The organism is Mesorhizobium wenxiniae (assembly GCF_002284535.1).
GTDB classification, from domain to species: Bacteria; Pseudomonadota; Alphaproteobacteria; order Rhizobiales; family Rhizobiaceae; genus Mesorhizobium; species Mesorhizobium wenxiniae.
Genome location: NZ_NPKH01000011.1, coordinates 368,829 through 394,018, shown reverse-complemented (window position 1 = coordinate 394,018; position 25,190 = coordinate 368,829). Strand labels below are relative to the sequence as shown.

30 protein-coding genes and 1 pseudogene are annotated in these 25,190 nt (G+C 63.5%); 23 read left to right on the top strand and 8 right to left on the bottom strand.

From position 1 onward, the window contains the following. Positions 1-4 precede the first annotated feature (4 nt). Positions 5-259, bottom strand: coding sequence for an acyl carrier protein (locus tag CIT31_RS04310; RefSeq protein WP_095491223.1), 255 nt, complete (start codon positions 257-259; stop codon positions 5-7). Positions 260-731: 472 nt separating this feature from the next. Here CIT31_RS04310 and CIT31_RS04305 point away from each other — a divergent pair, with 472 nt between their 5' ends. Genes CIT31_RS04305 through CIT31_RS04285 form a run of 5 tightly spaced genes read left to right on the top strand, consistent with a single transcriptional unit; the run spans position 732 to position 3,112 of the window. Further along, on the top strand, positions 732-1,574 hold the full coding sequence (locus tag CIT31_RS04305) for an urease accessory protein UreD (protein WP_095517559.1): 843 nt from the start codon (positions 732-734) through the stop codon (positions 1,572-1,574). Between the two features lie 28 nt (positions 1,575-1,602). Next, complete coding sequence (locus CIT31_RS04300; RefSeq protein WP_023801505.1) at positions 1,603-1,905, top strand: urease subunit gamma; 303 nt, start codon at positions 1,603-1,605, stop codon at positions 1,903-1,905. A gap of 10 nt (positions 1,906-1,915) precedes the next feature. Beyond that, on the top strand, positions 1,916-2,173 hold the full coding sequence (locus CIT31_RS04295) for a DUF1272 domain-containing protein (protein ID WP_095517558.1): 258 nt from the start codon (positions 1,916-1,918) through the stop codon (positions 2,171-2,173). 31 nt (positions 2,174-2,204) lie between these two features. Then, positions 2,205-2,798 (top strand): HupE/UreJ family protein, encoded by a 594-nt coding sequence (locus CIT31_RS04290; RefSeq protein WP_095517557.1) that lies wholly within the window; start codon positions 2,205-2,207, stop codon positions 2,796-2,798. A gap of 8 nt (positions 2,799-2,806) precedes the next feature. Beyond that, the gene (locus tag CIT31_RS04285; RefSeq protein WP_095517727.1) at positions 2,807-3,112 is read left to right on the top strand and encodes an urease subunit beta; all 306 of its coding nucleotides are present in this window, start codon (positions 2,807-2,809) and stop codon (positions 3,110-3,112) included. Between the two features lie 26 nt (positions 3,113-3,138). Here CIT31_RS04285 and CIT31_RS04280 read toward each other — a convergent pair whose 3' ends face one another. Then, positions 3,139-3,633 carry a hypothetical protein gene (locus tag CIT31_RS04280; protein WP_095517556.1) on the bottom strand — a complete coding sequence of 165 codons (495 nt, stop codon included), beginning with the start codon at positions 3,631-3,633 and terminating at the stop codon, positions 3,139-3,141. 126 nt (positions 3,634-3,759) lie between these two features. Next, positions 3,760-4,143 (bottom strand): hypothetical protein, encoded by a 384-nt coding sequence (locus tag CIT31_RS04275; RefSeq protein ID WP_095517555.1) that lies wholly within the window; start codon positions 4,141-4,143, stop codon positions 3,760-3,762. A gap of 176 nt (positions 4,144-4,319) precedes the next feature. Here CIT31_RS04275 and ureC point away from each other — a divergent pair, with 176 nt between their 5' ends. The 7 genes from ureC to CIT31_RS04245 all read left to right on the top strand — a co-directional run bounded on the left by ureC (position 4,320) and on the right by CIT31_RS04245 (position 9,482). Continuing rightward, positions 4,320-6,032, top strand: coding sequence for an urease subunit alpha (gene ureC, locus CIT31_RS04270; protein WP_095517554.1), 1,713 nt, complete (start codon positions 4,320-4,322; stop codon positions 6,030-6,032). 44 nt (positions 6,033-6,076) lie between these two features. Beyond that, entirely contained in the window at positions 6,077-6,214 is a 138-nt protein-coding gene (locus CIT31_RS34075; protein ID WP_165778329.1) for a hypothetical protein, read from the top strand. A gap of 97 nt (positions 6,215-6,311) precedes the next feature. Beyond that, positions 6,312-6,890, top strand: a complete 579-nt coding sequence (ureE, locus tag CIT31_RS04265) for an urease accessory protein UreE (protein ID WP_095517553.1) — start codon at positions 6,312-6,314, stop codon at positions 6,888-6,890. Continuing rightward, entirely contained in the window at positions 6,883-7,554 is a 672-nt protein-coding gene (locus tag CIT31_RS04260) for an urease accessory protein UreF (RefSeq protein ID WP_165778341.1), read from the top strand. Before ureE ends, CIT31_RS04260 begins: the two co-directional genes overlap by 8 nt. Then, positions 7,551-7,991 (top strand): DUF3995 domain-containing protein, encoded by a 441-nt coding sequence (locus CIT31_RS04255; RefSeq protein WP_095517551.1) that lies wholly within the window; start codon positions 7,551-7,553, stop codon positions 7,989-7,991. Before CIT31_RS04260 ends, CIT31_RS04255 begins: the two co-directional genes overlap by 4 nt. Next, complete coding sequence (ureG, locus tag CIT31_RS04250; RefSeq protein WP_095517550.1) at positions 7,988-8,629, top strand: urease accessory protein UreG; 642 nt, start codon at positions 7,988-7,990, stop codon at positions 8,627-8,629. The genes CIT31_RS04255 and ureG overlap by 4 nt, the downstream gene beginning before the upstream one ends. Before the next feature lie 85 nt (positions 8,630-8,714). Continuing rightward, positions 8,715-9,482 (top strand): class II aldolase and adducin N-terminal domain-containing protein, encoded by a 768-nt coding sequence (locus tag CIT31_RS04245; RefSeq protein ID WP_029347185.1) that lies wholly within the window; start codon positions 8,715-8,717, stop codon positions 9,480-9,482. 3 nt (positions 9,483-9,485) lie between these two features. Here CIT31_RS04245 and CIT31_RS04240 read toward each other — a convergent pair whose 3' ends face one another. After that, the gene (locus tag CIT31_RS04240) at positions 9,486-10,118 is read right to left on the bottom strand and encodes an HAD family hydrolase (protein WP_095517549.1); all 633 of its coding nucleotides are present in this window, start codon (positions 10,116-10,118) and stop codon (positions 9,486-9,488) included. A 248-nt stretch (positions 10,119-10,366) separates the two neighbouring features. Here CIT31_RS04240 and CIT31_RS04235 point away from each other — a divergent pair, with 248 nt between their 5' ends. After that, positions 10,367-11,323, top strand: a complete 957-nt coding sequence (locus CIT31_RS04235; protein WP_095517548.1) for a sugar-binding transcriptional regulator — start codon at positions 10,367-10,369, stop codon at positions 11,321-11,323. 21 nt (positions 11,324-11,344) lie between these two features. On the opposite strand, the gene CIT31_RS04230 is transcribed toward CIT31_RS04235, so the two are convergent. After that, a complete protein-coding gene (locus tag CIT31_RS04230; protein WP_095517547.1) occupies positions 11,345-11,530 on the bottom strand; it encodes a hypothetical protein in 186 nt (61 codons plus the stop codon). Between the two features lie 110 nt (positions 11,531-11,640). Here CIT31_RS04230 and gcvA point away from each other — a divergent pair, with 110 nt between their 5' ends. The 9 genes from gcvA (at position 11,641) to CIT31_RS04185 (ending at position 21,567) form a co-directional block, all read left to right on the top strand. Continuing rightward, a complete protein-coding gene (gene gcvA, locus CIT31_RS04225) occupies positions 11,641-12,549 on the top strand; it encodes a transcriptional regulator GcvA (RefSeq protein WP_029347193.1) in 909 nt (302 codons plus the stop codon). 223 nt (positions 12,550-12,772) lie between these two features. Further along, the gene (locus tag CIT31_RS04220; RefSeq protein ID WP_095517546.1) at positions 12,773-14,083 is read left to right on the top strand and encodes an ABC transporter substrate-binding protein; all 1,311 of its coding nucleotides are present in this window, start codon (positions 12,773-12,775) and stop codon (positions 14,081-14,083) included. Positions 14,084-14,203: 120 nt separating this feature from the next. Then, a complete protein-coding gene (locus CIT31_RS04215) occupies positions 14,204-15,076 on the top strand; it encodes a carbohydrate ABC transporter permease (RefSeq protein ID WP_095517545.1) in 873 nt (290 codons plus the stop codon). An 11-nt stretch (positions 15,077-15,087) separates the two neighbouring features. Next, entirely contained in the window at positions 15,088-15,912 is an 825-nt protein-coding gene (locus CIT31_RS04210) for a carbohydrate ABC transporter permease (protein WP_023801521.1), read from the top strand. Between the two features lie 50 nt (positions 15,913-15,962). Then, positions 15,963-16,967: an ABC transporter ATP-binding protein gene (locus tag CIT31_RS04205; protein ID WP_065011647.1), complete on the top strand. Its 1,005-nt coding sequence runs from the start codon at positions 15,963-15,965 to the stop codon at positions 16,965-16,967. Next, the gene (locus tag CIT31_RS04200) at positions 16,964-17,734 is read left to right on the top strand and encodes an L-iditol 2-dehydrogenase (protein ID WP_095517544.1); all 771 of its coding nucleotides are present in this window, start codon (positions 16,964-16,966) and stop codon (positions 17,732-17,734) included. Before CIT31_RS04205 ends, CIT31_RS04200 begins: the two co-directional genes overlap by 4 nt. Positions 17,735-17,805: 71 nt before the next feature. Beyond that, positions 17,806-19,284 (top strand): mannitol dehydrogenase family protein, encoded by a 1,479-nt coding sequence (locus tag CIT31_RS04195; RefSeq protein ID WP_095517543.1) that lies wholly within the window; start codon positions 17,806-17,808, stop codon positions 19,282-19,284. A gap of 16 nt (positions 19,285-19,300) precedes the next feature. After that, positions 19,301-19,984 (top strand): HAD-IA family hydrolase, encoded by a 684-nt coding sequence (locus CIT31_RS04190; RefSeq protein WP_095517542.1) that lies wholly within the window; start codon positions 19,301-19,303, stop codon positions 19,982-19,984. Continuing rightward, positions 19,981-21,567, top strand: coding sequence for an FGGY-family carbohydrate kinase (locus CIT31_RS04185; protein WP_095517541.1), 1,587 nt, complete (start codon positions 19,981-19,983; stop codon positions 21,565-21,567). Before CIT31_RS04190 ends, CIT31_RS04185 begins: the two co-directional genes overlap by 4 nt. Before the next feature lie 26 nt (positions 21,568-21,593). On the opposite strand, the gene CIT31_RS04180 is transcribed toward CIT31_RS04185, so the two are convergent. Next, a complete protein-coding gene (locus CIT31_RS04180) occupies positions 21,594-22,172 on the bottom strand; it encodes a histidine phosphatase family protein (protein ID WP_095517540.1) in 579 nt (192 codons plus the stop codon). Between the two features lie 275 nt (positions 22,173-22,447). On the opposite strand from CIT31_RS04180, the gene CIT31_RS04175 reads away from it, so the two are divergent. Then, positions 22,448-23,851, top strand: coding sequence for an MATE family efflux transporter (locus tag CIT31_RS04175; RefSeq protein ID WP_095517539.1), 1,404 nt, complete (start codon positions 22,448-22,450; stop codon positions 23,849-23,851). Positions 23,852-23,881: 30 nt separating this feature from the next. Here the strand turns inward: CIT31_RS04175 and CIT31_RS04170 are convergent, their stop codons facing one another. After that, positions 23,882-24,526: an amino acid ABC transporter permease gene (locus CIT31_RS04170; RefSeq protein WP_029347212.1), complete on the bottom strand. Its 645-nt coding sequence runs from the start codon at positions 24,524-24,526 to the stop codon at positions 23,882-23,884. After that, a pseudogene (locus CIT31_RS04165) lies at positions 24,523-25,189 on the bottom strand (amino acid ABC transporter permease). The gene CIT31_RS04170 and the pseudogene CIT31_RS04165 overlap by 4 nt, the downstream one beginning before the upstream one ends. Position 25,190: the final 1 nt, after the last annotated feature.

Genomic DNA, 25,190 nt, shown 5'->3' with positions numbered 1-25,190 from the left:
TCAGTCAGGCTTTTTTCGCGATCAGCGCGCGAACCGCCTCGACCATGTCGCCGACGTTCTTCAGGTTGCTCCAAGCATCGACCGTATTCATCTCGATTTCGATGCCATACTGTTCCTCGAGGTCGAAGATGATCTCCGTCAGTTCCAGCGAATGAATGCCAAGTGAGGTCAGTTCGGTGCTGGTGGTGATTTCTTCGCCACCGGGCTCGGCATGAGCTTTGATCTTCGCGATGATGTCCGTTGCCAGCTGGTCAGCCATTCGGTTCCTTCCCCAACCTTGTCGTTTCTCGACGCCGACTGATCGGCGCCTCTTTTTCCCCAGGCTCAAATCGTCATCATCGCCTTTTATCCCGCCTGGCGCTGTGTGACCGTACCAAGACGGCTCCTCTATAGAAACCGAAACGTTGTCAGGCAACAAGCTATATGTCGACAAAGCCGGCTGTGTGGTCTGGATTTGAGGTTCCTACGACTTTGATGGCACCGGCGGTTAGGAACCTCAAATCCAAACCACACCAGAATCCTATAAGTTGCCAGCGCATGACCCCGGAAACCGGAATCGGTTTCCGGAAAGGATCACGCGCCAACTGGAAAGTGCTGGAGCGTCCTTTGCGCGTCCGAGGGGACGCGCGGCGCTCCAGTGTGGCTTTGAATCCGAAATTCGTTCATTACGCTGCTCCAAAGTGATGCGAATTTCGGATTCAAACCATATGAGTGTGGTTATCGTTAGCGCCATGGATATGATCGAACGTGGCCTGACCTTTGTGCCGCCGGCCCAGCGCGTCGCCGGAATGGCGCGGCTTGCCTGCGACAGGAATGGCGGCCGCACGCGGCTTCGGCGGCTTTATCAGGATGGGTCCGCCAAGATCCGCATGCCGGCTGTCTCGGCCGATCCGCTCGAAGCCGTGCTGATCAACACCGCCGGCGGGCTGACCGGCGGCGACCGCCTCGGCTGGGAGGTCGATGTCGGCGCCGGCGCCTGCGCCAGCATAACCACCCAGGCCTGCGAGAAGATCTACCGCGCCGCAGCCGATCGCGCCGAGGTGCAGGTGAAGCTGACCGTCGGCGCCGGCGGCCGCATCGCCTGGCTGCCGCAGGAAACCATCGTCTTCGATCGATCGGCCTTCGCCCGCAGGCTCGAGCTGGAGCTTGCCGCCGGTGCCGAGGCGCTGGTGCTCGAGGCGACCGTCTTCGGCCGCCTCGCCATGGGCGAACGCGCGGCGCACGGCAATTTCCATGACCGCTGGCGCGTAAGTCAGGACGGAGCGCTCGTTCATGCCGAGGATTTCCGCATCGGGCCCGGCATTGCCGCCATTCTGGGCCGTTCGGCCGTGGCCGGCGGCGCCATCGCCATGGCGACGGTGCTGATGATCTCGCCGCGGGTGGAGGCTTTGCTCGATCCGGCCCGGGAGATCATCGGCGGCCAGGGCGACGCCAGCGTCTGGAGCGTGAAGAAATCTGGCAAGCTTCTTGCGAGGCTGTTTGCCGAGGACGGCTACCAGCTCCGCAAGCGGCTGGTTCCGCTCGTCGAATTGCTCAACGGACGGGCGGGTCTGCCCAAATTATGGTCACTCTGATTCCGATTACGCTATTCCAGGGAAACGCATGAACCTGACGCCAAGGGAAAAGGACAAGCTGCTCATCGCCATGGCGGCGATTGTGGCGCGCAAGCGGCTCGAACGCGGCGTCAAGCTCAATCACCCGGAGGCGATCGCGCTGATCACCGACTTCGTCGTCGAGGGCGCCCGCGACGGCCGCCAGGTCGCCGAGCTGATGGAGGCCGGCGCCCACGTCGTCACCCGCGCACAGGTGATGGAGGGCATCGCCGAGATGATCCACGACGTCCAGGTCGAGGCGACGTTTCCCGACGGCACCAAGCTGGTGACGGTGCACGAACCGATAAGGTGAGGAGAGGAAGATGCTTGAACTGCGTCCCAACTGCGAATGCTGCGACAAGGACCTGCCGCCTGAGGCGACGGATGCGCTGATCTGCACCTTCGAGTGTACCTTCTGCGCCGATTGCGCGGTAAACGTGCTGGGCGGGGTCTGCCCGAATTGCGGCGGCAATTTTTCAGCGCGCCCGATCCGTCCGGCAGCGATGCTGAACAAATATCCCGCCTCGACAAAGCGCGTCCTCAAGGCCGAAGGCTGCGGCCCGGCCCGCAACGCCGCGTGACGGCACGATCCTGACAACGGAAGGCATATTGATGGTTCCCGCAACGATCAAACGCACGTCGCTCTCGGCGATCCTGCTTCTCGCCGCCGCGATGCCCGCACATGCCCATGTCGGCATCGGCACGACCGCGTCCTTGTCAGCCGGCTTCATGCATCCGCTCTCCGGGCTCGACCACATGGCGGTGATGATCGCGGTCGGGTTGTGGGCGGCGCTCAGCGGCGGCAAGGCGGTTGTCGCCTGGCCGCTCGCCTTCGTCGGCGTCATGCTGGCGGGCGGCGCGCTCGGCATGCTGCAGGTGCCGGTGCCGTTCGTCGAACCGGGCATACTGGCGTCCGTCGTCGCGCTGGGACTGCTCGTCGCCGTTGCGATCGATCTTCCGGTCTCGGCCGGCGTCGCCATCATCGGCCTGTTCGCGCTGTTCCACGGTCACGCCCATGGCACCGAGGTGCCTGAAAACGCCGGCGGGCTCGGCTATATGGCCGGCTTTGCCGTCGCCACCGCGCTGCTCCATGCCGCCGGCCTCGCTGCCGGCCTCGGCCTCGGCATCAGAGTCCCGGGCCTTGCCCGCGCCGCTGGCGGCGTCTGTGCTGCCGTTGGTGCCGGCCTCGTCTTCGGCGTCTTGTGAGGCTGGCGATGATCCCGGGCGAAATCATCACGGCAGGCGGCGAGATCGAACTGAACAAGGGCCAGCCGACAATCACCATGAAAGTGGCCAACAGCGGCGACCGGCCGATCCAGGTCGGCAGCCACTATCACTTCTTCGAGACCAATGAGGGGCTGAAATTCGATCGCGACAAGGCGCGGGGCATGCGCCTCGACATCGCTGCCGGCACGGCGATGCGCTTCGAGCCCGGCCAGCAGCGCGACGTCACCTTGGTGCCGCTCGGCGGCAAGCGCGAGGTCTACGGGTTCCAGCAGAAGATCATGGGCGCGCTGTGAGATCCAAGGCGTCGAGCAGTTTCGGCTCAACTGGGCGGCTTGGCCGCCGCGTAGATGACGACCTTGCCAGGATCATCGAATTCCACGGCGAGAACGTCTTCGGTCTGCACGCGTCGAGAGTCGATGGCGTTGAACAGCAATGCGTTCGCCTCGATCTCCTCGCGCAGTTCCGCAATGTCGTCCTGATGCTGCTCGACCTTGGTTTCTATCGCCGGCGGCAGACCGCCTTCCGTGCGCGCTGCGTCGGTAAGGAACACGATGTCGACTTTGTCGAGCTTGGATGTTTTGCGCACCGTACCGATGTTTTCACGCGTCCGCTCGATCGCCGTGGCGACTTTGCCGGCTTCGACAGCCGTGTTGGTCTCTTCCTGGCCGACGTCCGAGCCGATGATCTTGTTGACCGTATCCGGGCCTTCCAGACCCTGTGCATTCAGCGCGGCCTGGGGAACGCTCGCCGCGAGAAAGGCAGTTGCGGCGACCATATGCAGCCATCTGGTGTCGGGGGAGGTGGTGATCGCCATCGCTCGCTCTCAGAGCCTCTTTCGAGGCTCGTTTCTACGCCAAAAAGTCGAAACGTATTCTGCCCTGCGAAGGTTCCCTCCCCGATGCGGCAGGCCGGCCTTGTGCCGGCCCGCCACAGCGTATCGTCAGCTCGCTTTCTTGGTGATCAAGGTCAGCGCGCCATTGGTGTCCATGCTGGCGGCGATCACTTGCGCCGAGGTGAGTCCTTTGGCTTCGAGCGCGGATTTGACCTGGGGGGTCGCGTCGATCGAGCTGCGCAATTTCTGCAGGCCGTCCTCGCCGCGCTTGGCGATCACTTCGTTGACCTTCGTCTGCGTTTCCTCCGGCAGTTCCTCGATGTCGACGACGTTGACGGTCTGAATCGCCGGCGCTTGCGGCTGAGCGCCGGGCGCCGCGGGAGCGGGCGAAGCCGGCGGCTCGCTGGGTTGCGGCGCCGGCTGTTGCTGGGCGCTGGCAGCGGTCGCGAGCAGCAGGGTGGCGGCGGCTGCGAGACTTATCGTTTTGCGCATGGATCTTCCTTTCCATCGGTTGGCAAACGGTCGTTTTGGGGTGACCCGGCCACCTCAAACGTTAAATGGGATCGGAAGGTGTCGCTCAGCGGGTCATTGCGTGACCATAGGATGGCGACAATGTGCGACCGGGCTTCGACCGGCTGTATTGGGACGTATTTCGGGAGCAATCGCTGATGGCTAGAATCACCCGCGCCGCCTATGCGCAGATGTACGGCCCGACCGTCGGCGACAAGGTGCGGCTTGCCGATACCGAGCTGTTCATCGAGGTCGAGAAAGATTTCACCCTTCATGGCGAAGAGGTGAAATTCGGCGGCGGCAAGGTCATCCGCGACGGCATGGGCCAGAGCCAGGTGTCCCGCGCCCAAGGCGCGGTCGACACCGTGATCACCAATGCGCTGGTCGTCGATGCATCAGACGGCATCTTCAAGGCCGATATCGGCCTTAGGGATGGACGCATTGCCGCGATCGGCAAGGCCGGCAATCCGGACATGCAAAACGGCGTCACCATCATCATCGGTCCCGGCACCGAGATCATCGCCGGCGAAGGCAAGATCCTCACCGCCGGCGGCTTCGACGCGCATATCCACTTCATCTGCCCGCAGCAGATCGAGGAGGCGCTGATGTCAGGCATCACCACCATGCTCGGCGGCGGCACCGGACCGGCGCATGGCACGCTGGCGACGACGTGCACGCCTGGGCCGTGGCATCTGGCGCGCATGATCCAGTCCTTCGACGCCTTCCCAATGAACATCGGCCTGTCGGGCAAGGGCAACGCGTCCTTGCCGGCCGCGCTTGAAGAGATGGTGCTGGGCGGTGCCTGCTCGCTGAAGTTGCACGAGGACTGGGGCACGACACCAGCGGCAATCGACTGCTGCCTGTCGGTCGCCGACAACTATGACGTGCAGGTGATGATCCACACCGACACGCTGAACGAATCCGGCTTTGTCGAGAACACGGTGGCGGCGATCAACGGCCGCACCATCCACGCCTTCCACACCGAAGGCGCCGGCGGCGGCCATGCGCCCGACATCATCAAGGTTTGCGGCCTGCCCAACGTCATCCCGTCGTCGACCAATCCGACCCGGCCCTACACCGTCAACACGCTGGCCGAGCATCTCGACATGCTGATGGTCTGCCATCATCTGTCGCCGTCTATCCCCGAAGACATCGCCTTTGCCGAAAGCCGCATCCGCAAGGAGACCATCGCCGCCGAAGACATTTTGCACGACATCGGCGCCTTCTCGATCATCTCGTCCGACAGCCAGGCCATGGGCCGCGTCGGCGAAGTGGCGATCCGCACCTGGCAGACCGCCGACAAGATGAAGCGCCAGCGTGGTTCGCTGCCGCAGGAAACCGGCGACAACGACAATTTCCGCGTCCGCCGCTACATCGCCAAATACACGATCAACCCGGCCATCGCGCATGGCCTGTCGAACGAGATCGGCTCGGTGGCGGTCGGCAAGCGCGCCGACCTGGTGCTGTGGAACCCTGCCTTTTTCGGCGTCAAGCCCGACATGGTGCTGATCGGCGGCATGATCGCCGCCGCCCCGATGGGCGATCCCAACGCCTCGATCCCGACACCGCAGCCGATGCACTACCGGCCGATGTTCGGTGCCTATGGCAAGGCGATGACAAACTCATCGGTGACCTTTGTCTCGAAAGCCGCGCTCGATGCCGGCCTGCGCGGCCGGCTCGGCGTCGACAAGCAGATGGTCGCCGTCGACAACACCCGCGGCGGCATCGGCAAGCAGTCGATGGTGCTCAACGACGCCACCCCGCATGTCGAAGTCGACCCCGAAACCTACGAGGTGCGCGCCGACGGCGAATTGCTCACCTGCGAACCGGCCACGGTGCTGCCGATGGCGCAGAGGTACTTTTTGTTCTGATCCATCGGGCGCTATAGCTGACGTAGAACGTGCCGCACCGGGCCATGGACCAGAAACTCCCTTACGCCCACGACATCTTCCCGCACATCCGCATCGTCATGGGCATGGTGATCGGCCTTGGCGTCACGCGTCATCCTGCGGCTCTTCGACACGATCGTTTGACCACAGCGGGTCCTTTCTGACGCGCAAAGGACGCTGTAGAAACTTGAATTCGGGGCATGCGCCGGCATTGGGCCGATGTTCGGGATGGTCTAGGCTTTTTGGAAAGGCAGTTTTTACATGAAGCTCGACATCCGCACAGATTTCATCAAATTCCCGCGTGCCGTCTCGGTGCTCGCCGCCGACGAGGCGGCACCGGTCACCCCATATGATCGTGCCGTGCTGGCCCATGACGAGCGGCATCTACGCCGCCGCGCCATCGAAACGGCCCGTAGCGACAAGGTGCTGGTCGACCTGCCCGAGCCGGTTGCCTTGAACGATGGCGACCGGCTGGTGCTGGAGGATGGCCGCCAAATCGAGATCATTGCGGCCGAGGAACCGCTCTACGATATCCGTGCCTTAAGCCCGGTTCATCTCACCGAACTCGCTTGGCATATCGGCAACCGCCATCTTGCCGCCGCCATAGAGGCGGAACGAATCCTGATCCTGCGCGATCACGTCATCAAGGCGATGCTGGAAGGGCTGGGTGCGACGGTAAGCGACGTTTCCGAGCCGTTCAAGCCGGTGCGCGGCGCCTATTCCGGGCACGGCGGCCATGGCCATGCTCATGCCGAGGCGCATGCGCACAGCCATGCTGAGGCGCATTCCCACGTCCATGGCGAGTCGCATTCCCAAAGCCACTCGCACGACCATGACTGACCAGCCTTCCAACCTCGCTTTGTTGCGGCTGATGGCCTGGCTGTCGCCTGCATTCCCGGTCGGCAGTTTTTCCTACAGCCATGGTCTCGAGCAAGCCGTGCATGCCGGGCTGGTTGCCAATCGCAAAGACCTCGCCGCATGGCTGGAGACGCTGGTCGAGCTTGGTTCGGGCTGGAACGACGCGGTGCTGTTTGCCGAAAGCTGGCGGCGCGCCCGCCAGGCTGGCGATCTCGCCGAAATCGCCGCACTCGCCGAGGCTTTGGCCGGCTCGCGCGAGCGCCATGCCGAGACCATGCTGCAGGGTGCCGCCTTCCTGAAGGCGGCATCGGCCTGGCCGTGTCAGGTGCTGGACCGTCTGCCGGCCGAGTGCGCCTATTGCGTCGCCGTCGGCGCCGTTTCTGGCGGCAACGCCATTGCCCTGCAGGACGCGCTAGCCGCCTTCCTGCAGACCTTTTTCTCCAACCTCGTCCAGGCCGCGATCCGGCTCGGCGTCGTCGGCCAGACCGGCGCCACCGCGCTGCTCGCCGGTTTCGAGCCGCTGACGCTCGGCGTCGCCGCCCGTGCTGCCGGCTCGACGCTGGATGATCTCGGCGGCTGCGCGTTCGTCTCGGACGTCATGGCGATGAAGCACGAGACGCAATATTCGCGGCTGTTCCGCTCATGATCGTTCTCGCTTTCGCCCTCTCGCTGGTCCTGCTGCTGATCACCGCACTGCATGTCTATTGGGGTATTGGCGGGATCTGGCCGGGCAGGGACGCTGCCTCCTGCGCCCGCGCGGTGGTCGGCTTCCGTGGCGTCGACGAAATGCCAGCGCCCTTCGCCAGCTTTGCCGTTGCTGCCTGTCTCGGCCTGGCGACACTGTGGCCGATGGCGCTCGAAGGCATGTTTGCCACACCCTTTCCCAAAGCAGGGCTCGCCGCGACAGCGCTGCTCATCGCGCTGGTCTTCCTGGGGCGCGGCATTGCCGGCTTCACGCCGTGGTGGCGCCGGCTGGCGCCCGAACAGCCCTTCGCCCGGCTCGATGTCAGCTATTATTCGCCGCTGTGCCTTTTGATCGGGCTCGGCTTCGCCGTCCTTGCCATCACGGAGTTCGCTAGATGACACAAGCCAATGGTCCCCTTCGCATCGGCATCGGCGGTCCCGTCGGCTCCGGCAAGACGACGCTCACCGAAAAGCTCTGCAAGGCGCTGCGCGACGAGTTCTCCATCGCCGTGGTCACCAACGATATCTACACCAGGGAAGATGCCATGATGCTGGCCCGGCTTCAGGCGCTGCCCGAGGATCGCATCATCGGCGTCGAAACCGGCGGCTGCCCGCACACCGCCATCCGCGAGGACGCCTCGATCAATCTGCAGGCGATCGCCGAGATGACCAAAAAATTCCCGGATCTCGACATCGTCTTCATCGAATCGGGCGGCGACAATCTTGCCGCCACGTTTTCCCCCGACCTCGCTGATCTGACGCTCTACGTCATCTCCGTCTGCCAAGGCGAGGAAATCCCGCGCAAGGGCGGGCCGGCGATCACCCGGTCCGATTTCCTGGTCATCAACAAGAGCGATCTCGCCCCTTATGTGAACGTCAACCTCGATGTCATGGAGAGCGATGCCGCCCGCATGCGCGGCAAGCGGCCGTTCGGCTTCACCGATCTGTCGCGCGGCAAGGGGCTGCAGGAAGTGATCGATTTCATAATCGAGCATGGCGGGCTGCGCGCCGGTGCCGCCAGAAGCACTGCGGCGTGAGGCAAAGCGCTCGTCTGCACCAAACGAAACCGGTTGCGCGCATCCGCGGCGCGCGGCATCCTTGTTTCTTTCACGGAGGTTTTCGATGAGCATCGCCCGCTTGCAGAAGGAAATGCTGACCAACCTGCCCTTCTACGAGGAGCGCGTCGATCTGGCTTGCGCCTTCCGCTGGACGGCGCGGCTCAACATGCATGAAGCCGTGGCCAATCATTTCTCGCTGGCCGTCAACGATGACGGCTCGCAATTCCTGATGAATCCCAACCAGGTGCATTTCTCACGCATCAAGGCGAGCGACCTGCTGCTGATCGACGCCAACGATCCCGATACGCTCTCCGGCCCGAATGCACCCGACCCGACGGCATGGGGCCTGCATGGCGCCATCCATCGTAATGTGCGTCATGCGCGCTGCGTCATGCATGTGCACTCGATCCACGCCACGGTGCTCGCTTCGCTCGCCGACTCGACGTTGCCGCCGATCGACCAGAACTCGGCGATCTTCTTCAACCGTCACGTCGTCGATGGCCATTATGGCGGGCTCGCCTTCGAGGAAGAGGGCGAACGCTGCTCACAGCTGCTTACCGATCCGAAGGTCAAGGTAATGGTCATGGGCAACCATGGCGTGCTGGTCATCGGCGATAGCGTCGCCGACACCTTCAACCGCATGTTCTATTTCGAACGCGCCGCCGAGACCTACATAAAGGCGCTGTGGACCGGCCGACCGCTGCGGGTCCTGTCGGACGAAATCGCGGAGAAGGCAGCAACGGAGCAGGAAGATTATCCCGGCCAGGCCGAGCGGCACCTTTCCGAATTGAAGGCGATCCTCGACGAGCAGGAGCCGGTTTACCGGAACTGATGCCTAAAGGCCCAGCTCAGCCCGCAACTCGTCGGCGCTGTTGATGACGATCGCGCCCGGCGGCCCTTCCATAGGCACTTCCGGCCAGAAGATCGTCCTCATCCCCGCCGCCAATCCCGCCGTGACGCCGGTCACGCTGTCGTCGACGGCCACGGCATCGGCCGGATCGACATCGGCCAGCCATGCGGCGCGCAGGAACGGCTCGGCATGCGGCTTGCCTTCGCGCACGTCGTTGCGGCTGACCGTCTTCATGCCGGGATAGAAAAGACCGACCATGCGCAGATTGGCGTCGACGACCAGCCGGTCGGAATTGGACACCACCGCTTGCGCCACGCCAAGCGCGCGCAGCTCGTTGAAGATCTCGATCGCGCCGGGGCGCGGCTTCAGCGTCTCGGCCATCGGCAAATAGTGGTCGTATTTGCGCACGATCCAGTCATCGAAGGGCAGGTCGAGGCCGAACTCGTCGCGCAGCATCTCGTAGACCGGCCATGCGGCAATGCCGAGCACCCGCTCATGCAGGTCGGCCGGCGCCGCGATGCCGACGCTGTGCAGCGCCGCAATCAGCGCCGCCTCGTGCAATGGCTCGCTGTCGACCAGCGTGCCGTCCATGTCCCAGAAAACCGCTTTCGGCGTCATGCGAGGCTCCTTTGTCCGAATCCCTTAAAGGGTTTGCGTCGGGAGATAAACCGCCGCGCCGACATTGCCGGACTCATGAATTGCCGGACTTCAAAAACTGCTTGGCTACGATCATCCCCTGGAAACACCACAGGCACCTTGAGTACCTACCTAAGCAATTGCTCTGTCGGTAGGCAATTGCGCCCAAGCGCATTTCGCCGTAAAAGTAAGGCGCTCCGTCTCGATTGTCGGGGCAGGGAGGCAGCAAGTTGAATTCCCGGCAGGACAGCGGCAGCAACAGGCTGGACGACGCGGCGCGCGCCGGCTGGCTCTATTATGTCGCAGGGAACACGCAAGACCAGATCGCCTCGACGCTCGGCATCTCACGACAGACGGCGCAGCGGCTGGTGTCGCTGGCGGTGTCGGAAGGGCTTATCAAGGTCCGTGTCGACCACCCGATCGCCAATTGCCTCGACCTCGCGGCCCGGCTGAAATCGCGCTTCGCGCTCGATCTGGTCGAGGTGGTGCCGAGCGATCCCGCTTCCTCCTCCACCATCGGCGTCGCCGTGGCGGCGGCTGCCGAAATCGAAAGACGGTTGCGCTCGCCGACGCCGATCGTCATGGCGATCGGCACCGGCCGCACGTTGAAGGCGGCGATCGAGCAGCTGCCGCCGATGGAATGTCCGCAGCACAAGGTGGTGTCGCTGACTGGTAACATCTCGCCCGACGGTTCGGCCGCTTTCTACAACGTCATCTTCACCATGGCCGACAGGGTCAAGGCGCGCTCCTTCCCAATGCCGTTGCCGGTCATCGCCTCCTCGCCGGAAGAGCGCGAGATGCTGCTCAGCCAACCGATGATCCAACCGACGCTAGCACTTGCCGCGGAGGCCGACGTCACCTTCGTCGGCATCGGCGATCTCGGCCCCAAGGCGCCGCTTTACGAGGACGGCTTCATTTCGCAAAGTGAACTGAGGGCGCTGCAAAAAGCGGGCGGCGTCGCTGAGATCGTCGGCTGGGTGTTCGATCGCGAAGGCCGGATGATCGAGGGCATCACCAATGACAGAGTGTCCTCGGCATCTTTGCCGTCGCGTGAAAAATCGCTGGTGATCGCGCTCGCCATGGGCGAGCGGAAACTACCGGGCATCCTTGCGGCTGTAAACCGGCGGCTGGTCAACGGTCTCATCACCGACGAGCAGACCGCCGCCGCCTTGCTGGCCACCAGCTGATTTGCGATAAGTCCAGCAAGGCTATTTGCGCCGGCCGTAAGGATCGTTGCCGTCGAGGAAACCCATGTCGCGCTGCAGATGCGGCGGCAATTCCCTGATGTCGAGATAAGCCCGTTTTCTGGCTCCGTGCCGTGCCAATCCACGCGCCAGCCGCAAAAACCAGTCTCGGCCTGGCGTCAGAAATAGCTTTTCCTGTACAATGGTCATGATCGTCAGCCTTCGTTATTTCTGGACGAGAGTAATCGTCGACCTCAAATATCGGCTGGATCGGGCCTTGCTGCCAATCAAACGTCGATCACGGCCCATAAGGAGCGCTTATGCCTGAACTCAAGTCACGGCAGGTCTCCCAGCTCCCTCCGCTTCAGGCGATCCGGGTGTTCGAGGCGGTGGCGCGGCATCTTTCCTTCACCAAGGCCGCCGGCGAGCTCGGCATGACGCAGGCGGCGGCGAGCTATCAGATCAAGCTTCTGGAGGAGCGCGTCGGAGCGCCTTTGTTCCTGCGCCGGCCAAGGCAGATCGTGTTGACCGAGGCCGGGCAACGCATGGCGCCTGCGGTCAGCGAGGCGTTCGCCCTGTTGGGTGGAGCCTATGCCGCGGCGCGCAGCGGCGCCGATGGGATGCTTTGCGTCTCGACGCTGCTGACCTTTGCCTCGAACTGGCTGGCGCAGCATCTCGGCTCGTTCCAGGTCGCGCATCCGTCGCTGGCCGTGCGTCTCGATACATCGAACCGCCTCGTCGATTTCGCCCGCGAGGACATCGACATCGCCATCCGTTCGGGCGGCGGAAACTGGCCGGGCGTGGAGGTGCACAAGCTTTTCAATGCGGACTTCACGCCGATGCTGAGCCCGAAACTCGCGGCGACCATCGGCGGGGTGAAGGAGCCGGCCGACCTGTTGCGCCTGCCGATCCTCGATCCCGGCGACATCTGGTGGCGGGACTGGTTTATCGCCGCCGGCCTGCCGGTCGAGGAACTGGCCAAGCGCCCCGGCTCCAGCATGGGGGCGCAGGCCTATGAGGCAAACGCCGCGATTGCCGGGCAGGGCGTGGCGATTGTGACGGCCGCTCTCTTCAAGGCCGAGCTTGCCGATGGCCGCCTGATCCAGCCTTTCGATCTGGTCGGCGACGACGGCCACGCCTACTGGCTGGTCTATCCCCAGGCGCGGCGCAACGTGCCGAAGATCCGCGCTTTTCGCGAATGGATCCTGGCTGAGATTGCCGGCCAGTAGGTCGGCAATTGTCCAATCAAGTGGGCGCCGAAATCCGGCATTTCGCGTGTGCGGATAGCCATCCCACTGTTCTTCAAATACCCCCGAACGCGTCTCGAACCGGATGCCGCACGAGCTTTCGTGCTGCGCTGCAGCAACGAATCCGGCTTGACATAAATCACGCAAGGTGAGTAATTGCTCACAGCCAAAGCAAATGCTCAGCTTGGTCTATGGGAGGAATTTGATGAAACTTCGCACGCTCACCCTGGGTCTGTTGTCGGCCAGCACCCTCGCGTTCGCCGCGCATGCCGAATCCATCACCATCGCCACCGTCAACAATGGCGATATGGTCCGCATGCAGACGCTGACCGACGATTTCACCGCAAAAAATCCCGACATCCAGCTGCAGTGGGTCACGCTCGAGGAAAACGTGCTGCGCGAGCGCGTCACCACCGACATCGCCACCAAGGGCGGCCAGTACGACGTGATGACCATCGGCACTTACGAGGTTCCGATCTGGGCCAAGCAGAACTGGCTGCTGCCGCTCGACAAGCTCGGCGACGATTACGACGTCAAGGACATCATCCCGGCCATCGCCAACGGCCTGACGGTCGACGGCAAGCTTTATGCAGCACCGTTCTATGGCGAAAGCTCGTTCGTCATGTACCGCAAGGACCTGATGGAGAAGGCCGGGCTGACCATGCCCGACGCGCCGACCTGGGACTTCGTCAAGCAGGCCGCCGAGAAGATGACCGATCGCGCCAATGGCGTGAACGGCGTCTGCCTGCGCGGCAAGGCCGGCTGGGGCGAGAACATGGCCTTCCTGACCGCCATGTCGAACTCCTTCGGCGCACGCTGGTTCGATGAGAACTGGAAGCCGCAGTTCGACCAGCCCGAGTGGAAGAACACGCTGCAGTTCTATGTCGACCTGATGAAGGCCAATGGCCCGGAGGGCGCATCTTCGAACGGCTTCAACGAAAACCTGGCGCTGTTCCAGCAGGGCAAATGCGGCATGTGGATCGACGCCACCGTCGCTGCCTCCTTCGTCTCCGACCCGAAGAACTCGACGGTCGCCGACAAGGTCGGTTATGCGCTGGCGCCCGACAATGGCCTGGGCAAGCGCGGCAACTGGCTGTGGGCCTGGTCGCTGGCCATTCCCGCCGGCACGCAAAAGGCTGACGCGGCTCAGAAGTTCGTAGCCTGGGCAACCAGCAAGGGCTATCTCGAGCTGGTCGCATCGAAGGAAGGTTGGGCCAATGTTCCGCCCGGAACGCGCACCTCGCTCTACGCCAACCCCGAATACCAGAAGGCGGCGCCGTTCGCCAAGATGACGCTGGACTCGATCAACGCCGCCGATCCGACGCACCCGACCGTCAAACCGGTACCCTATGTCGGCGTCCAGTTCGTCGCCATCCCTGAGTTCCAGGGCCTTGGCACCACCGTCGGCCAGCTGTTCTCGGCCGCACTCGCCGGCCAGACCAGCGTCGACGACGCTCTGAAGCAGGCCCAGGACGCCGCCACCGCAACGATGACCGAGGGCGGATATATCCAGTAGGCTCCTCCCGGTGCCGAACGCCGGTTGCCCATCATGGCCGGCAGGGGCCGTCCGAATCCCAGTTCGGGCGGCCACTTCACAACACTGAAAAAATTGGCTGACCTTTGAAGGGTGACCGTCATGGCTACTCAGCAGACCCGTTCGCTTGCCCGCTTCATGATGGCGCCATCCGTGGTGCTGCTGTTCGTCTGGATGATCGTTCCGCTGGCATTCACCCTGTGGTTCTCCTTCCAGCAGTACAATCCGCTCAACCCGATCCGCGACGGCTTTGTCGGCTTCTCGAACTACGCCCTATTCTATTCCAATCCCGCATTCCTGCAGTCGATCCTCAACACGCTTATCCTGGTTGGCAGCGTACTTCTGATTACGGTGATCGGCGGTATCCTGCTGGCGCTGCTGATCGATCAGCCGATGTGGGGACAGGGCATCGTCCGCATCCTCGTCATCTCGCCGTTCTTCGTCATGCCACCGGTCGCCGCGCTGGTGTGGAAGAACATGATCATGCATCCGCAATACGGCGTCTTTGCCGACATTGCGCGCTTCTTCGGCGGACAGCCGATCGACTGGTTTGGCCAATATCCGATGCTGGCGATCATCATCATCGTCGCCTGGCAATGGCTGCCGTTTGCGACGCTGATCCTGTTGACGTCCCTGCAATCGCTCGACGGCGAGCAGAAGGAAGCCGCCGAGATGGACGGCGCCGGTTTTGTCAGCCGCTTCATCTATCTGACGCTGCCGCATATGTCGCGCGCCATCACCGTGGTCCTCCTGATCCAGACGATCTTCCTTCTGTCGGTCTATGCCGAGATCCTCGTCACCACCAATGGCGGCCCGGGTTACGCCTCCACCAACCTGCCCTTCCTCGTCTACCAGAAGGCACTGCTGGAGTTCAAAATCGGCCAGGCATCCGCCGGCGGCATCATCGCCGTCATTCTCGCTAACATCGTCGCCTTCTTCGCCATGCGCGCGGTCGGCAAGAACCTGGACAAATAAGGGAGGAAACGATGGCACGTGCAGTCAGCACCCAACACAAGACGATTGCGACCGCGGCCGCCTGGATCGTCGCCCTGCTGATCTTCTTCCCGATCCTCTATACGATCATCACCTCGTTCAAGTCGGAGCAGGAGGCCATCCAGGGCTTCAACCTGTTTCCGTCGGGAACCACGGAGAGCTATACCGCGGTCGAGGCGCAGAGCGGCTACTTCAAGTTCTTTCTCAACTCCGTGTTCCTGTCGGTCGGCTCGACTATCCTGGCTTTGCTCGTCGCCATACCGGCGGCATGGTCGATGGCGTTCTCGCCGGGCAAGTGGACCAAGGACATCCTGATGTGGATGCTTTCCACCAAAATGATGCCGGCCGTTGCCGTGCTGTTCCCGATCTACCTGATCTTCCGCGATACCGGATTGCTCGACAGCCGCATCGGTCTGATGATCATGCTGATGCTGATCAACCTGCCGATCGTGGTGTGGATGCTCTACACCTACTTCCGCGAAATCCCGGGCGAGATCCTGGAAGCGGCGCGCATGGATGGCGCATCGCTCTGGAACGAGATCGTCTATGTGCTGACGCCGATGGCTGTGCCGGGCATCGCCTCGACAATGCTGCTCAACATCATCCTGGCATGGAACGAGGCGTTCTGGACGATCCGGCTGACCACCACCGAGGCCGCCCCGCTCACCGCCTTCATCAGTTCCTTCTCAAGCCCTCAAGGGTTGTTCTGGGCCAAGCTGTCGGCGGCCTCGACGCTGGCGATCGCGCCGATCCTGATCATGGGCTGGTTCAGCCAGAAGCAGCTGGTGCGCGGCCTGACATTTGGTGCCGTGAAGTAGCGACGTTGCTCGAAGCATCTGGCGAAAAATAACCCCTCGGGGAGGAAACCATGGGAAACATCACGCTCAAGCACGTCTCCAAGTCGTTCGGGTCGACGATCATCATTCCGGGCATCGACCTGGTCATCGAGAACGGCGAGTTCGTTGTCTTCGTCGGCCCGTCAGGCTGCGGCAAGTCCACGCTGCTGCGACTGATCGCCGGGTTGGAGGATACCACCGCCGGCACCATCAACATCGACGGCCGCGACGTCACCGGCGAGGCGCCAGCCAAGCGCAAGCTGGCCATGGTGTTCCAGTCCTATGCGCTCTACCCGCACATGACGGTGGCCAAGAACATCGCCTTCCCGCTGAAGATGGCGGGAGAGGACCAGGCGACCATCGATCGGAAGGTGAAGGACGCGGCGCGCATCCTGAACCTCACCAACTATCTCGATCGCCGCCCCGGCCAGCTCTCCGGCGGTCAGCGCCAGCGCGTCGCCATCGGCCGCGCCATCGTACGGCAGCCATCGGCTTTCCTGTTCGACGAACCTTTGTCCAACCTCGACGCAGCACTGCGCGGCACCATGCGGCTGGAGATCAGCGAGCTGCATCATCAGCTCAAGACGACGATGATCTACGTCACCCACGACCAGGTCGAGGCGATGACCATGGCCGACAAGATCGTCGTGCTCAATGCCGGCAACATCGAACAGGTCGGCTCGCCGATGGAGCTCTACAAGACGCCGAAGAACCTGTTCGTCGCCGGCTTCATCGGTTCGCCCAAGATGAACCTGATCGAAGGCGCGCCGGCGGCCAAACATGGCGCCAAGACCGTCGGCATCCGTCCCGAGCATATGAACATCTCGAAGACTTCAGGCGAATGGAAAGCCACGGTCGGCGTCGCCGAGCATCTCGGCTCCGACACGCTTTTGCACGTGCAGGCCGACGGTGTCGGACCGCTGACGGTGCGCGCCGACGGCGAACTGGCCGCCCATCACGGCGACACGATCTATCTGACGCCAGACAAGACCAAGCTGCACCGCTTCGGCGCCGATGGAAAGGCGATGATGCAATGAGGCTGAAGGGTAAATCGGCGCTGATCACCGGGTCGGCGCGCGGCATCGGCAGGGCGTTCGCCGAAGCCTATGTCCGCGAGGGCGCCATGGTCGCCATCGGCGACATCAATCTCGAAGCCGCCGAAAAGACCGCTTCGGAGATCGGCGGCAACGCTTACGCCGTGAAACTGGACGTCACCGACCTCGCTTCGATCGAGGCGGCGGTCAAGGCGGTCGAGACAAGGGCCGACCGGCTGGATATTCTGATCAACAACGCCGCTCTGTTCGACCTGGCGCCGATCGTCGAGATCACCAAGGCGAGCTACGACAGATTGTTTTCCGTCAATGTCGCGGGCACGCTGTTCATGCTGCAGGCCGCCGCCCGCTCGATGATCGCGGCTGGTCGGGGCGGCAAGATCATCAACATGGCGAGCCAGGCCGGGCGCCGCGGCGAGGCGCTGGTCGCCGTCTATTGCGCTACCAAGGCCGCCGTTATCTCGCTCACTCAGTCGGCGGGACTCGACCTGATCAAGCACCGCATCAACGTCAACGCCATCGCGCCGGGCGTCGTCGACGGCGAGCACTGGGACCATGTCGATGCCCTGTTCGCCAAATACGAGAACCGGCCGAAGGGCGAGAAGAAGAGGCTGGTCGGCGAAGCCGTGCCCTATGGCCGCATGGGCACTGCGCAAGACCTCACCGGCATGGCGGTGTTCCTGGCCAGCGACGACGCCGAATACATCGTCGCCCAGACCTACAATGTCGATGGCGGCCAGTGGATGAGTTGAGGGGGCGAAGGCGCTCTTCTCCCCGTCTCCTCCACCGGGGGGAAGAGCCGTCCCGCTAAAGGGTAAAGCAGATGACCGTGAAACTCTCTTCTTCCATCCTCGCCAAGCTTCCGCCTGAGGTCGCCGGCCCGAAATATGATCGCGCGGCGCTCAAGGCCGGTATCGTCCATTTCGGGGTCGGCAACTTCCATCGCTCGCATCAGGCCGTCTATCTCGACGACCTGTTCAATGCGGGCCTCGGCCACGACTGGGCAATTGTCGGCGCCGGCGTCTTCGAGGGCGAAAAGGTCGGCCGCGGCAAGTTGCAGGAACAGGACTGGCTGACCACCGTGGTCGAGCAGGATGCTGGCCACATGAGCGTCCGCGTCACCGGTGTCATGATCGACTTCCTGATGCCGGGCGCCGCGGCCGCGATCATAGAACGGCTTGCCGATCCGGCGATAAGGATCGTTTCACTGACCATAACCGAGGGTGGCTACTTCATCGACCCGGCGTCGGGCGTGTTCAACCCGACCCATCCCGACATCGTCGCCGATGCGCAGCCGGAAGCAACGCCGAAAACTGTCTTCGGCATCATTCTTGCCGGGCTGATGCGCCGCCGCGACGACGGCATCGTGCCCTTCACGATCATGTCCTGCGACAACATCCCTCACAACGGCCATGTCACCGCTGATGGCGTCATCGGCCTCGCCCGGCTGATTGACGAGAACCTGGCGACCTGGGTGAGCGATAACGTTGCCTTTCCCAACGGCATGGTCGACCGCATCACGCCGGCCACCACTGACCGCGAGCGTGGCATTCTCTCGAGCGCATTCGGGCTCGACGACAACTGGCCGGTATTCTGCGAACCGTTCAGGCAATGGGTGCTCGAGGATCGTTTCACCAACGGCCGCCCGCTGCTGGAAAAGGTCGGCGTACAGTTCGTCAGTGATGTCGCGCCCTACGAGTTGATGAAGATCCGCATCCTCAATGGCGGTCATGCGACCATCGCCTATCCGGCCGGGCTGATGGACATCCATTTCGTCCACGAGGCAATGCAGGAGCCGCTGGTGCGCGGCTTTCTCGACAGGCTGGAGCACGACGAGATCATCCCGACCGTGCCGCCGGTGCCGGACACCGTGCTGGAAGACTATTATCAACTCATTGAGCACCGCTTCTCCAATCCGAAGATCGGCGACACCATCCGCAGGCTCTGCCTCGACGGCTCCAACCGGCAGCCGAAATTCATCATCCCGACCATCGCCGACCGGTTGAAGGCCGGCAAGGGCGTCGCCGGCCTGGCGCTGGAATCGGCGCTGTGGTGCCGCTACTGCTTCGGCACCACAGATAGCGGCGTCGTCATCGAACCCAATGATCCGAGCTGGGACCGGCTGCAGACGACAGCCAGGGCGGCAAAGGATACGCCTGCCGCCTGGCTGGCCATGGAAGACATCTATGGCGATGTTGGCCGCTCGGCGCCGTTTGTCGAGGCCTTTGCCCATGCGCTCGAGGCGCTCTGGGCCGATGGTGCGCGTGCGACACTGACGCGCTATCTCGCCGGCAATCTCTAAGATCGGCTCAATGCCCATGACGCCTGACCTGGTCATTTTCGACTGCGACGGCGTGCTGGTCGACAGCGAGGGGCTGTCCGTTTCGGCGCTGCTTAGCATGATCACGCTCGCCGGCGGCAGTGTCAGCGAGGACGCCGCCTATGAGCATTTCCTCGGCAAGAGCATGAACAACGTCCGCGAAATTCTCGGCCGCGACTTCGGACTTGATATCACCGACCAGCACCTGAGCGAGATGCGCGTCGAGCTGATGCGCAAATTTCGCGAGGAGCTGAAACCGATTCCCGGGATCGGGCAGGTTCTGCCGAGGCTCGCCATGCCATGCTGCGTTGCTTCCTCCGGCACGCTGGACCGCATCCGCTATGCGCTCGACGTCACCGGGCTGCTCGGGCTGCTCGAGCCGCATCTGTTCAGCGCCGCCATGGTGGCGCGGGGCAAGCCGGCGCCGGACCTTTTTCTCCATGCAGCCGCCAACATGGGAGCGATCCCGCAAAATTGTCTCGTCGTCGAGGACAGCCCCGCCGGCGTCGCGGCGGCACGGGCGGCGGGCATGCGCGTCCTTGCCTTCACCGGCGGCTCGCACGCGGGCAACCCGGCACTGAAAGCGCGGCTTGCGTCGAGTGAACCGGACTTTATATTCGCTGACATGCTGCAATTGCCCGATCTGATTGCAGGCCTGGGAGCGAGAGCAAGAACACCTTGACGAAAAGTTTCGTTTGCGCGGTCGATGTCGGCACCGGGAGCGCCCGTGCGGGCATTCTCGACACCGGAGGCACCTTGCTCGGCCGCGCCGAGCACCCGATCGTCATGAACCGGCCGAAGGCCGATCACGCCGAGCACGATTCGCAGGATATCTGGTCGGCGGTCTGTATTGCCGTGCGCGCGGCCCGCGAAAAAGCCGGCGTGGCAGCGGAGGATATCGTTGGCGTCTCCTTCGACGCCACTTGCTCGCTGGTGGTGCGGGGCAGGGATGGTGGCCAGCTCAGCGTCTCGGTGTCGGGCGACAGGCGCTGGGACACCATCGTCTGGCTCGATCACCGCGCCATTGCCGAGGCCGATGAATGCACCGAAAGCCGCCATGCCGTGCTCGACTATATCGGCGGCGTCATGTCGCCCGAAATGGAGACGCCGAAGCTGATGTGGCTGAAGCGCAACCTGCCCGGGACATGGAACGAAGCCGGCTATCTATTCGACCTAGCCGACTTTCTCAGTTGGAAGGCGACCGGTTCGCTCGCCCGCTCGCAATGCACGCTGACCGCCAAATGGACCTATCTGGCGCATGAAGAGACCGGCTGGCGGCACGACTTCTTCGAAGCGGTCGGGCTCGGCGATCTCTTCGAGCATGGCAATCTGCCTGACAAGGCCAGCCCGGTGGGCGCCGATCTCGGCCGGCTGAGTGCGGAAGCTGCGGCTGAGCTTGGCCTGACCGAAAAATGCCGGGTCGGCGCCGGCGTCATCGACGCCTACGCCGGCGCGCTCGGCGTGCTCGGCGGCTTTGCCGGCGATGAAACCAACATCGGCCGGCATCTGGCGCTGATCGCCGGCACCTCGAGCTGCGTCATGGCGATGTCGCCCGACCCGCAACCCTTTGCCGGCGTCTGGGGCCCGTATTATGGCGCAGCGCTGCCCAGCCTTTGGCTGTCGGAAGGCGGCCAGTCGGCCACCGGCGCGCTGCTCGATCACATCATCCGCTGGCACGGCGCCGGCGGTGAGCCGGATGCCGCCATGCACGCCAGGATCGCTCGGCGCGTTGCCGAACTGCGCACCGTCGAGGGCGAGAACCTTGCCGGAAGGCTGTATTTGCTTCCGGATTTCCACGGCAACCGCTCGCCGCTCGCCGACCCGCATGCCGTCGGCGTCATCAGCGGGCTGACGCTGGATTCCTCCTTCGACAGCTTGTGCAAGCTCTATTGGCGTACCGCCGTAAGCATTGCGCTAGGCGTGCGGCATGTGCTGGAAGCCCTGAACGAGAACGGCTATCTGATCGACACGCTGCATGTCACCGGCGGCCACACCAAGAACCCGCTGCTGATGGAGCTTTATGCCGACGCCACCGGCTGCACGGTGGTCGAGCCGCTGGCCGACGAGGCGGTGCTGCTCGGCACCGGCATGATCGCCGCCACCGCCGCCGGCCTTTTTCCCGATTTGAACGCCGCCTGTGTCGCCATGCAGCAAGGCGGCAAGACGCGAGAGCCCAATTCGGCGGCCGCCGGCCGGTTCGACCGCGACTATCGTGTGTTTTTGGAGATGCACCGGCAGAGGCAGGCGCTGGACGCAATCAGATAGACGCGAACAAGCCTTTAAAGCGTCTGCTATCTCTGGTTCCAGCGCCGGATAATTGGTTCGCTAATGTCGTGCTCATAGCCGAGTACGCTTGTGCTGGCGGTATCCAGCACGAACAGAGCTCCATTTTGCGGCGGCAGGCCGAGCCAGCGCGTAGCCAGCACCCGCAGGAAATGAGAGCTTGAAAACACCAGGACATTGCCGTTGACGCCACGCAGCTCGTCGATGATCCGATCCGCCCTTGCGCCGACGTCCTCTGCCGCCTCGCCATCAGGGCAGCGGTCGCGAAACAGACGCCAGCCGGGGCGTTCGATGAGGATCTGCTTTGTGGTCAGCCCCTCGTAAGCGCCGTAATCCCATTCCGCCAGATCGGCCTTCTTCACGCCGGCCGAACCGAAGCCGGCCAGCGTACAAGTCTTGAAGGCGCGCTGCGACGGGCTCGACCAGACAGCCTGGAACGAAAGGCCCTGCAACCGCTCAGCGACCCGCCCGGCGGCCTCCTCGCCGGCAGGCGTCAGCGGTATGTCGGTCAGGCCGGTGTGCTTTCCGGAGGCGCTCCATTCCGTCTCGCCATGCCGAACCAGATAGATTTCGGGAAACGCGCTCATCCGCATGCCTTTCGATGGAATCTGATATCATGCCTGCTCTTCAGGTCAGTCAGCGACGCAACCATAGCGGCTTCTGCGCTCTCTCCAAACAAGCGGGAATGAGACCGTACGCGCTGGCTCAACTCTTTCCTCTGAGTCAGCCTCTTGCCATAGCTGCCCATTTCGTAGACAAGCCGGGCTGTTAATGCGGAATCCGGGCCGATCACGGCTATTTTCCGCGCTGAGACGCGGCTTCCGGCCTTTTTGCCGACGCGCCGCAATCGGATAGGCGAAAAATGTCTGCGATCGAAGCCGGCGCTCGCGCGCCGGAAAATCTTTGGCGTCAGGAAATCAGGGCGACGCTGGCGCTCGCCTGGCCGATGGTGCTCACCAATCTCGGCCAGACCGCGATGACCGCCACCGATGTCATGATGATGGGGCGGCTGGGTCCGGACACATTGGCCAGCGGCGCGCTCGGCGCCAACCTCTATTTCATGCCGCTGATCTTCGGGCTCGGCCTGATGCTGGCGACCTCGCCGATGATCGCCACGGAACTCGGCCGCCGTCGCCATTCCGTGCGCGATCTGCGCCGCACCGTGCGGCAGGGCCTGTGGCTGGCGATCCTCATCTCAATCCCGATCTGGATATTTCTCTGGTACGGCGAGGCCGTGTTGCTGGCCATGGGTCAGGAACCGGCGCTGGCACATCAGGCCGGCATCTATCTGCGCTGGCTCGAATGGGCGGTGCTGCCCTTCTACGGCTATATCGTCCTGCGCTCGTTTATCTCGGCGCTGGAGCGGCCGGGTTGGGCGCTGGTCATCGTCTTCGTTGCCGTCGCCTGCAATGTCTTCTTCAACTGGGTGTTCATGTTCGGCAATCTCGGCGCTCCTTCGATGGGCATCGCCGGCTCCGGCCTCGCCACCACGCTGTCCAGCACGCTGATGTTCGTCGGCATGGCGGCGGTGGTGATGCTTGAGCCGAAGTTTCGCCGCTACCAGCTGTTCGGGCGCTTCTGGCGGGCCGACTGGCCGCGCTTCAAGGGCCTGCTGCGGCTCGGCCTGCCGATCGCCGGCCTGCTCGCCTTCGAGGTGACGATCTTCAACGCGGCAGCCCTTCTCATGGGGCTGATCGACGCTGCCTCGCTTGCAGCGCATGCCATCGCCATCCAGATCGCCTCGATCAGCTTCATGGTGCCGCTCGGCCTCAACCAGGCGGCGACGGTGCGTGTCGGGCTCGCCCATGGCGCCGGCAATCCGGAAGGGGTTTCCCGCGCCGGCTGGACCGCCTTTGTCATCGGCGTCTCGTTCATGGCGCTGATGGGGCTGGTGATGATCCTGTGGCCGCAGCTGCTGATCAGCGCCTTCATCGATCTTGGTGAACCGGCCAATGCCAGGGTGATCGGGCTTGCCGTGTCGTTCCTGGCCTTTGCCGCGCTGTTCCAGATTTTCGACGGCGCGCAGGCGGTTGCCGCCGGCATGTTGCGCGGCCTGCACGACACCAAGGTGCCGATGATCTATGCAGCGATCGGCTATTGGGGTATCGGCCTGCCGCTCGGCGTGCTGCTGGCCTTCTATTCCGGGCTCGACGGCGTCGGCATCTGGATCGGCCTGTCGTTGGGGTTGGCGGTGGTGGCGGCGCTGCTTCTGGCCCGCTGGCTGCGGCGCGACAGGATCGCGCCGCCGCTCTCCTTTGGGCATTGAAGCAGAATCCCGACGGTCGACCGGTGCGGCTCAGCGGGCCGCGGCGCGTTCAAGCCTGCGTGCATATTGCGTCAGCGGAAAACACATGACGAAGAAGATCAGCGCCACCAGCCCATAGACGGTGAAGGGTTCGAAGGTCGCATTGTTGATCGCGTTGGATGTCCTGACCAGTTCCTCGAAACCGATGATCGAGGTCAGCGCGGTCGACTTGATCAGCTGCACCAGGAAACCGACAGTCGGCGCACGGGTGATCGAGAACGCCTGCGGCAGGATGATCAGCCGGAGTTCCTGCAGATAGTGGAGGCCGAGACTGGCGCCGGCATCCCACTGGCCGCGCGGCAGCGCATCGACGCCGCCGCGCCAGATCTCGGCGAGATAGGCGCTGGCGAAAAAGGTGAGGCCAAGCGCTGCGGCGGTCCACGGTTCGATGCGCAAGCCCAGCATCGGCAGGCCGAAGAACATCAGGAAGAGCTGCATGAGCAGCGGCGTTCCCTGAAAAAGCGCGATGTATCCCGATGCAAGCCGCTGCGCCCATTTATTCTTGGCGATCCGGAAGAACAGCACGAGCATCCCGACCACGCCGCCGCCGACGAAAGCCGCCAGCGACAGAAGCACCGTCCAGCGCGCGGCGAGCACAAGGTTTCGGACAATATCCCAGAAGGTGAATTCGATCATGACACGCCGGCTCCCAGAGCGCGGCGGCCGCCGCTGACCAGCAGCCGGCGCAGCCCCATCGACAGAAGGAGATACGATCGTCACCACGAAATACGTCTCGAATGCGCGGAAGGTGCGCGCCTGCAGCATGTCGGCCTCGTAGGTCAGTTCGCGCACCGCGATCTGCGACACCACGGCGGACTCCAGCATCATGATGATGATCTGGCTGGTCAGCGCCGGATAGATCACCTTGAGCGCCTGCGGCAGCACGATCTTGACGAACACCTGACGTGGCCTGAGCCCAAGCGCCAGTGCTGCTTCCGTCTGCCCGCGCGGCACCGCGTCGAGCCCGGCGCCGACGATCTCGATCGTGTAGGCCGCCATGTTGAGCGTCATTGCCAGCATGGCGGCCAGCAGCGGATCCAGCCTTATGCCGATGCTGGGCAGCCCGAAGAAGATGAAGAACAGCTGCACCAGGAACGGCGTGTTGCGCATCACCTCGACATAGACGCCGATCGCTCGCTTGAGCAGCAAGGGGCCGTTTCGCCGCCCTGCCGCACCGAGGATGCTGAGGAATGTTCCCGCGAGCGTGGTCACGGCGATCAACAGGATCGTCATGGCCGCCCCGCGCGCGATCGCACCTGTCGCATCGGCAAGCCAGCCGAAGTCGAGGCTGTAGCCCATG

Excerpts from the sequence above, each read along its gene's own strand:
- CIT31_RS04310 (WP_095491223.1), bottom strand. The coding sequence starts at position 259 with ATGGCTGACCAGCTGGCAACGGACATCATCGCGAAGATCAAAGCTCAT.
- CIT31_RS04305 (WP_095517559.1), top strand. The coding sequence starts at position 732 with ATGGATATGATCGAACGTGGCCTGACCTTTGTGCCGCCGGCCCAGCGC.
- CIT31_RS04300 (WP_023801505.1), top strand. The coding sequence starts at position 1,603 with ATGAACCTGACGCCAAGGGAAAAGGACAAGCTGCTCATCGCCATGGCG.
- CIT31_RS04295 (WP_095517558.1), top strand. The coding sequence starts at position 1,916 with ATGCTTGAACTGCGTCCCAACTGCGAATGCTGCGACAAGGACCTGCCG.
- CIT31_RS04290 (WP_095517557.1), top strand. The coding sequence starts at position 2,205 with ATGGTTCCCGCAACGATCAAACGCACGTCGCTCTCGGCGATCCTGCTT.
- CIT31_RS04285 (WP_095517727.1), top strand. The coding sequence starts at position 2,807 with ATGATCCCGGGCGAAATCATCACGGCAGGCGGCGAGATCGAACTGAAC.
- CIT31_RS04280 (WP_095517556.1), bottom strand. The coding sequence starts at position 3,633 with ATGGCGATCACCACCTCCCCCGACACCAGATGGCTGCATATGGTCGCC.
- CIT31_RS04275 (WP_095517555.1), bottom strand. The coding sequence starts at position 4,143 with ATGCGCAAAACGATAAGTCTCGCAGCCGCCGCCACCCTGCTGCTCGCG.
- ureC (WP_095517554.1), top strand. The coding sequence starts at position 4,320 with ATGGCTAGAATCACCCGCGCCGCCTATGCGCAGATGTACGGCCCGACC.
- CIT31_RS34075 (WP_165778329.1), top strand. The coding sequence starts at position 6,077 with ATGGACCAGAAACTCCCTTACGCCCACGACATCTTCCCGCACATCCGC.
- ureE (WP_095517553.1), top strand. The coding sequence starts at position 6,312 with ATGAAGCTCGACATCCGCACAGATTTCATCAAATTCCCGCGTGCCGTC.
- CIT31_RS04260 (WP_165778341.1), top strand. The coding sequence starts at position 6,883 with ATGACTGACCAGCCTTCCAACCTCGCTTTGTTGCGGCTGATGGCCTGG.
- CIT31_RS04255 (WP_095517551.1), top strand. The coding sequence starts at position 7,551 with ATGATCGTTCTCGCTTTCGCCCTCTCGCTGGTCCTGCTGCTGATCACC.
- ureG (WP_095517550.1), top strand. The coding sequence starts at position 7,988 with ATGACACAAGCCAATGGTCCCCTTCGCATCGGCATCGGCGGTCCCGTC.
- CIT31_RS04245 (WP_029347185.1), top strand. The coding sequence starts at position 8,715 with ATGAGCATCGCCCGCTTGCAGAAGGAAATGCTGACCAACCTGCCCTTC.
- CIT31_RS04240 (WP_095517549.1), bottom strand. The coding sequence starts at position 10,118 with ATGACGCCGAAAGCGGTTTTCTGGGACATGGACGGCACGCTGGTCGAC.
- CIT31_RS04230 (WP_095517547.1), bottom strand. The coding sequence starts at position 11,530 with ATGACCATTGTACAGGAAAAGCTATTTCTGACGCCAGGCCGAGACTGG.
- gcvA (WP_029347193.1), top strand. The coding sequence starts at position 11,641 with ATGCCTGAACTCAAGTCACGGCAGGTCTCCCAGCTCCCTCCGCTTCAG.
- CIT31_RS04220 (WP_095517546.1), top strand. The coding sequence starts at position 12,773 with ATGAAACTTCGCACGCTCACCCTGGGTCTGTTGTCGGCCAGCACCCTC.
- CIT31_RS04215 (WP_095517545.1), top strand. The coding sequence starts at position 14,204 with ATGGCTACTCAGCAGACCCGTTCGCTTGCCCGCTTCATGATGGCGCCA.
- CIT31_RS04210 (WP_023801521.1), top strand. The coding sequence starts at position 15,088 with ATGGCACGTGCAGTCAGCACCCAACACAAGACGATTGCGACCGCGGCC.
- CIT31_RS04205 (WP_065011647.1), top strand. The coding sequence starts at position 15,963 with ATGGGAAACATCACGCTCAAGCACGTCTCCAAGTCGTTCGGGTCGACG.
- CIT31_RS04200 (WP_095517544.1), top strand. The coding sequence starts at position 16,964 with ATGAGGCTGAAGGGTAAATCGGCGCTGATCACCGGGTCGGCGCGCGGC.
- CIT31_RS04195 (WP_095517543.1), top strand. The coding sequence starts at position 17,806 with ATGACCGTGAAACTCTCTTCTTCCATCCTCGCCAAGCTTCCGCCTGAG.
- CIT31_RS04190 (WP_095517542.1), top strand. The coding sequence starts at position 19,301 with ATGACGCCTGACCTGGTCATTTTCGACTGCGACGGCGTGCTGGTCGAC.
- CIT31_RS04180 (WP_095517540.1), bottom strand. The coding sequence starts at position 22,172 with ATGAGCGCGTTTCCCGAAATCTATCTGGTTCGGCATGGCGAGACGGAA.
- CIT31_RS04175 (WP_095517539.1), top strand. The coding sequence starts at position 22,448 with ATGTCTGCGATCGAAGCCGGCGCTCGCGCGCCGGAAAATCTTTGGCGT.
- CIT31_RS04170 (WP_029347212.1), bottom strand. The coding sequence starts at position 24,526 with ATGATCGAATTCACCTTCTGGGATATTGTCCGAAACCTTGTGCTCGCC.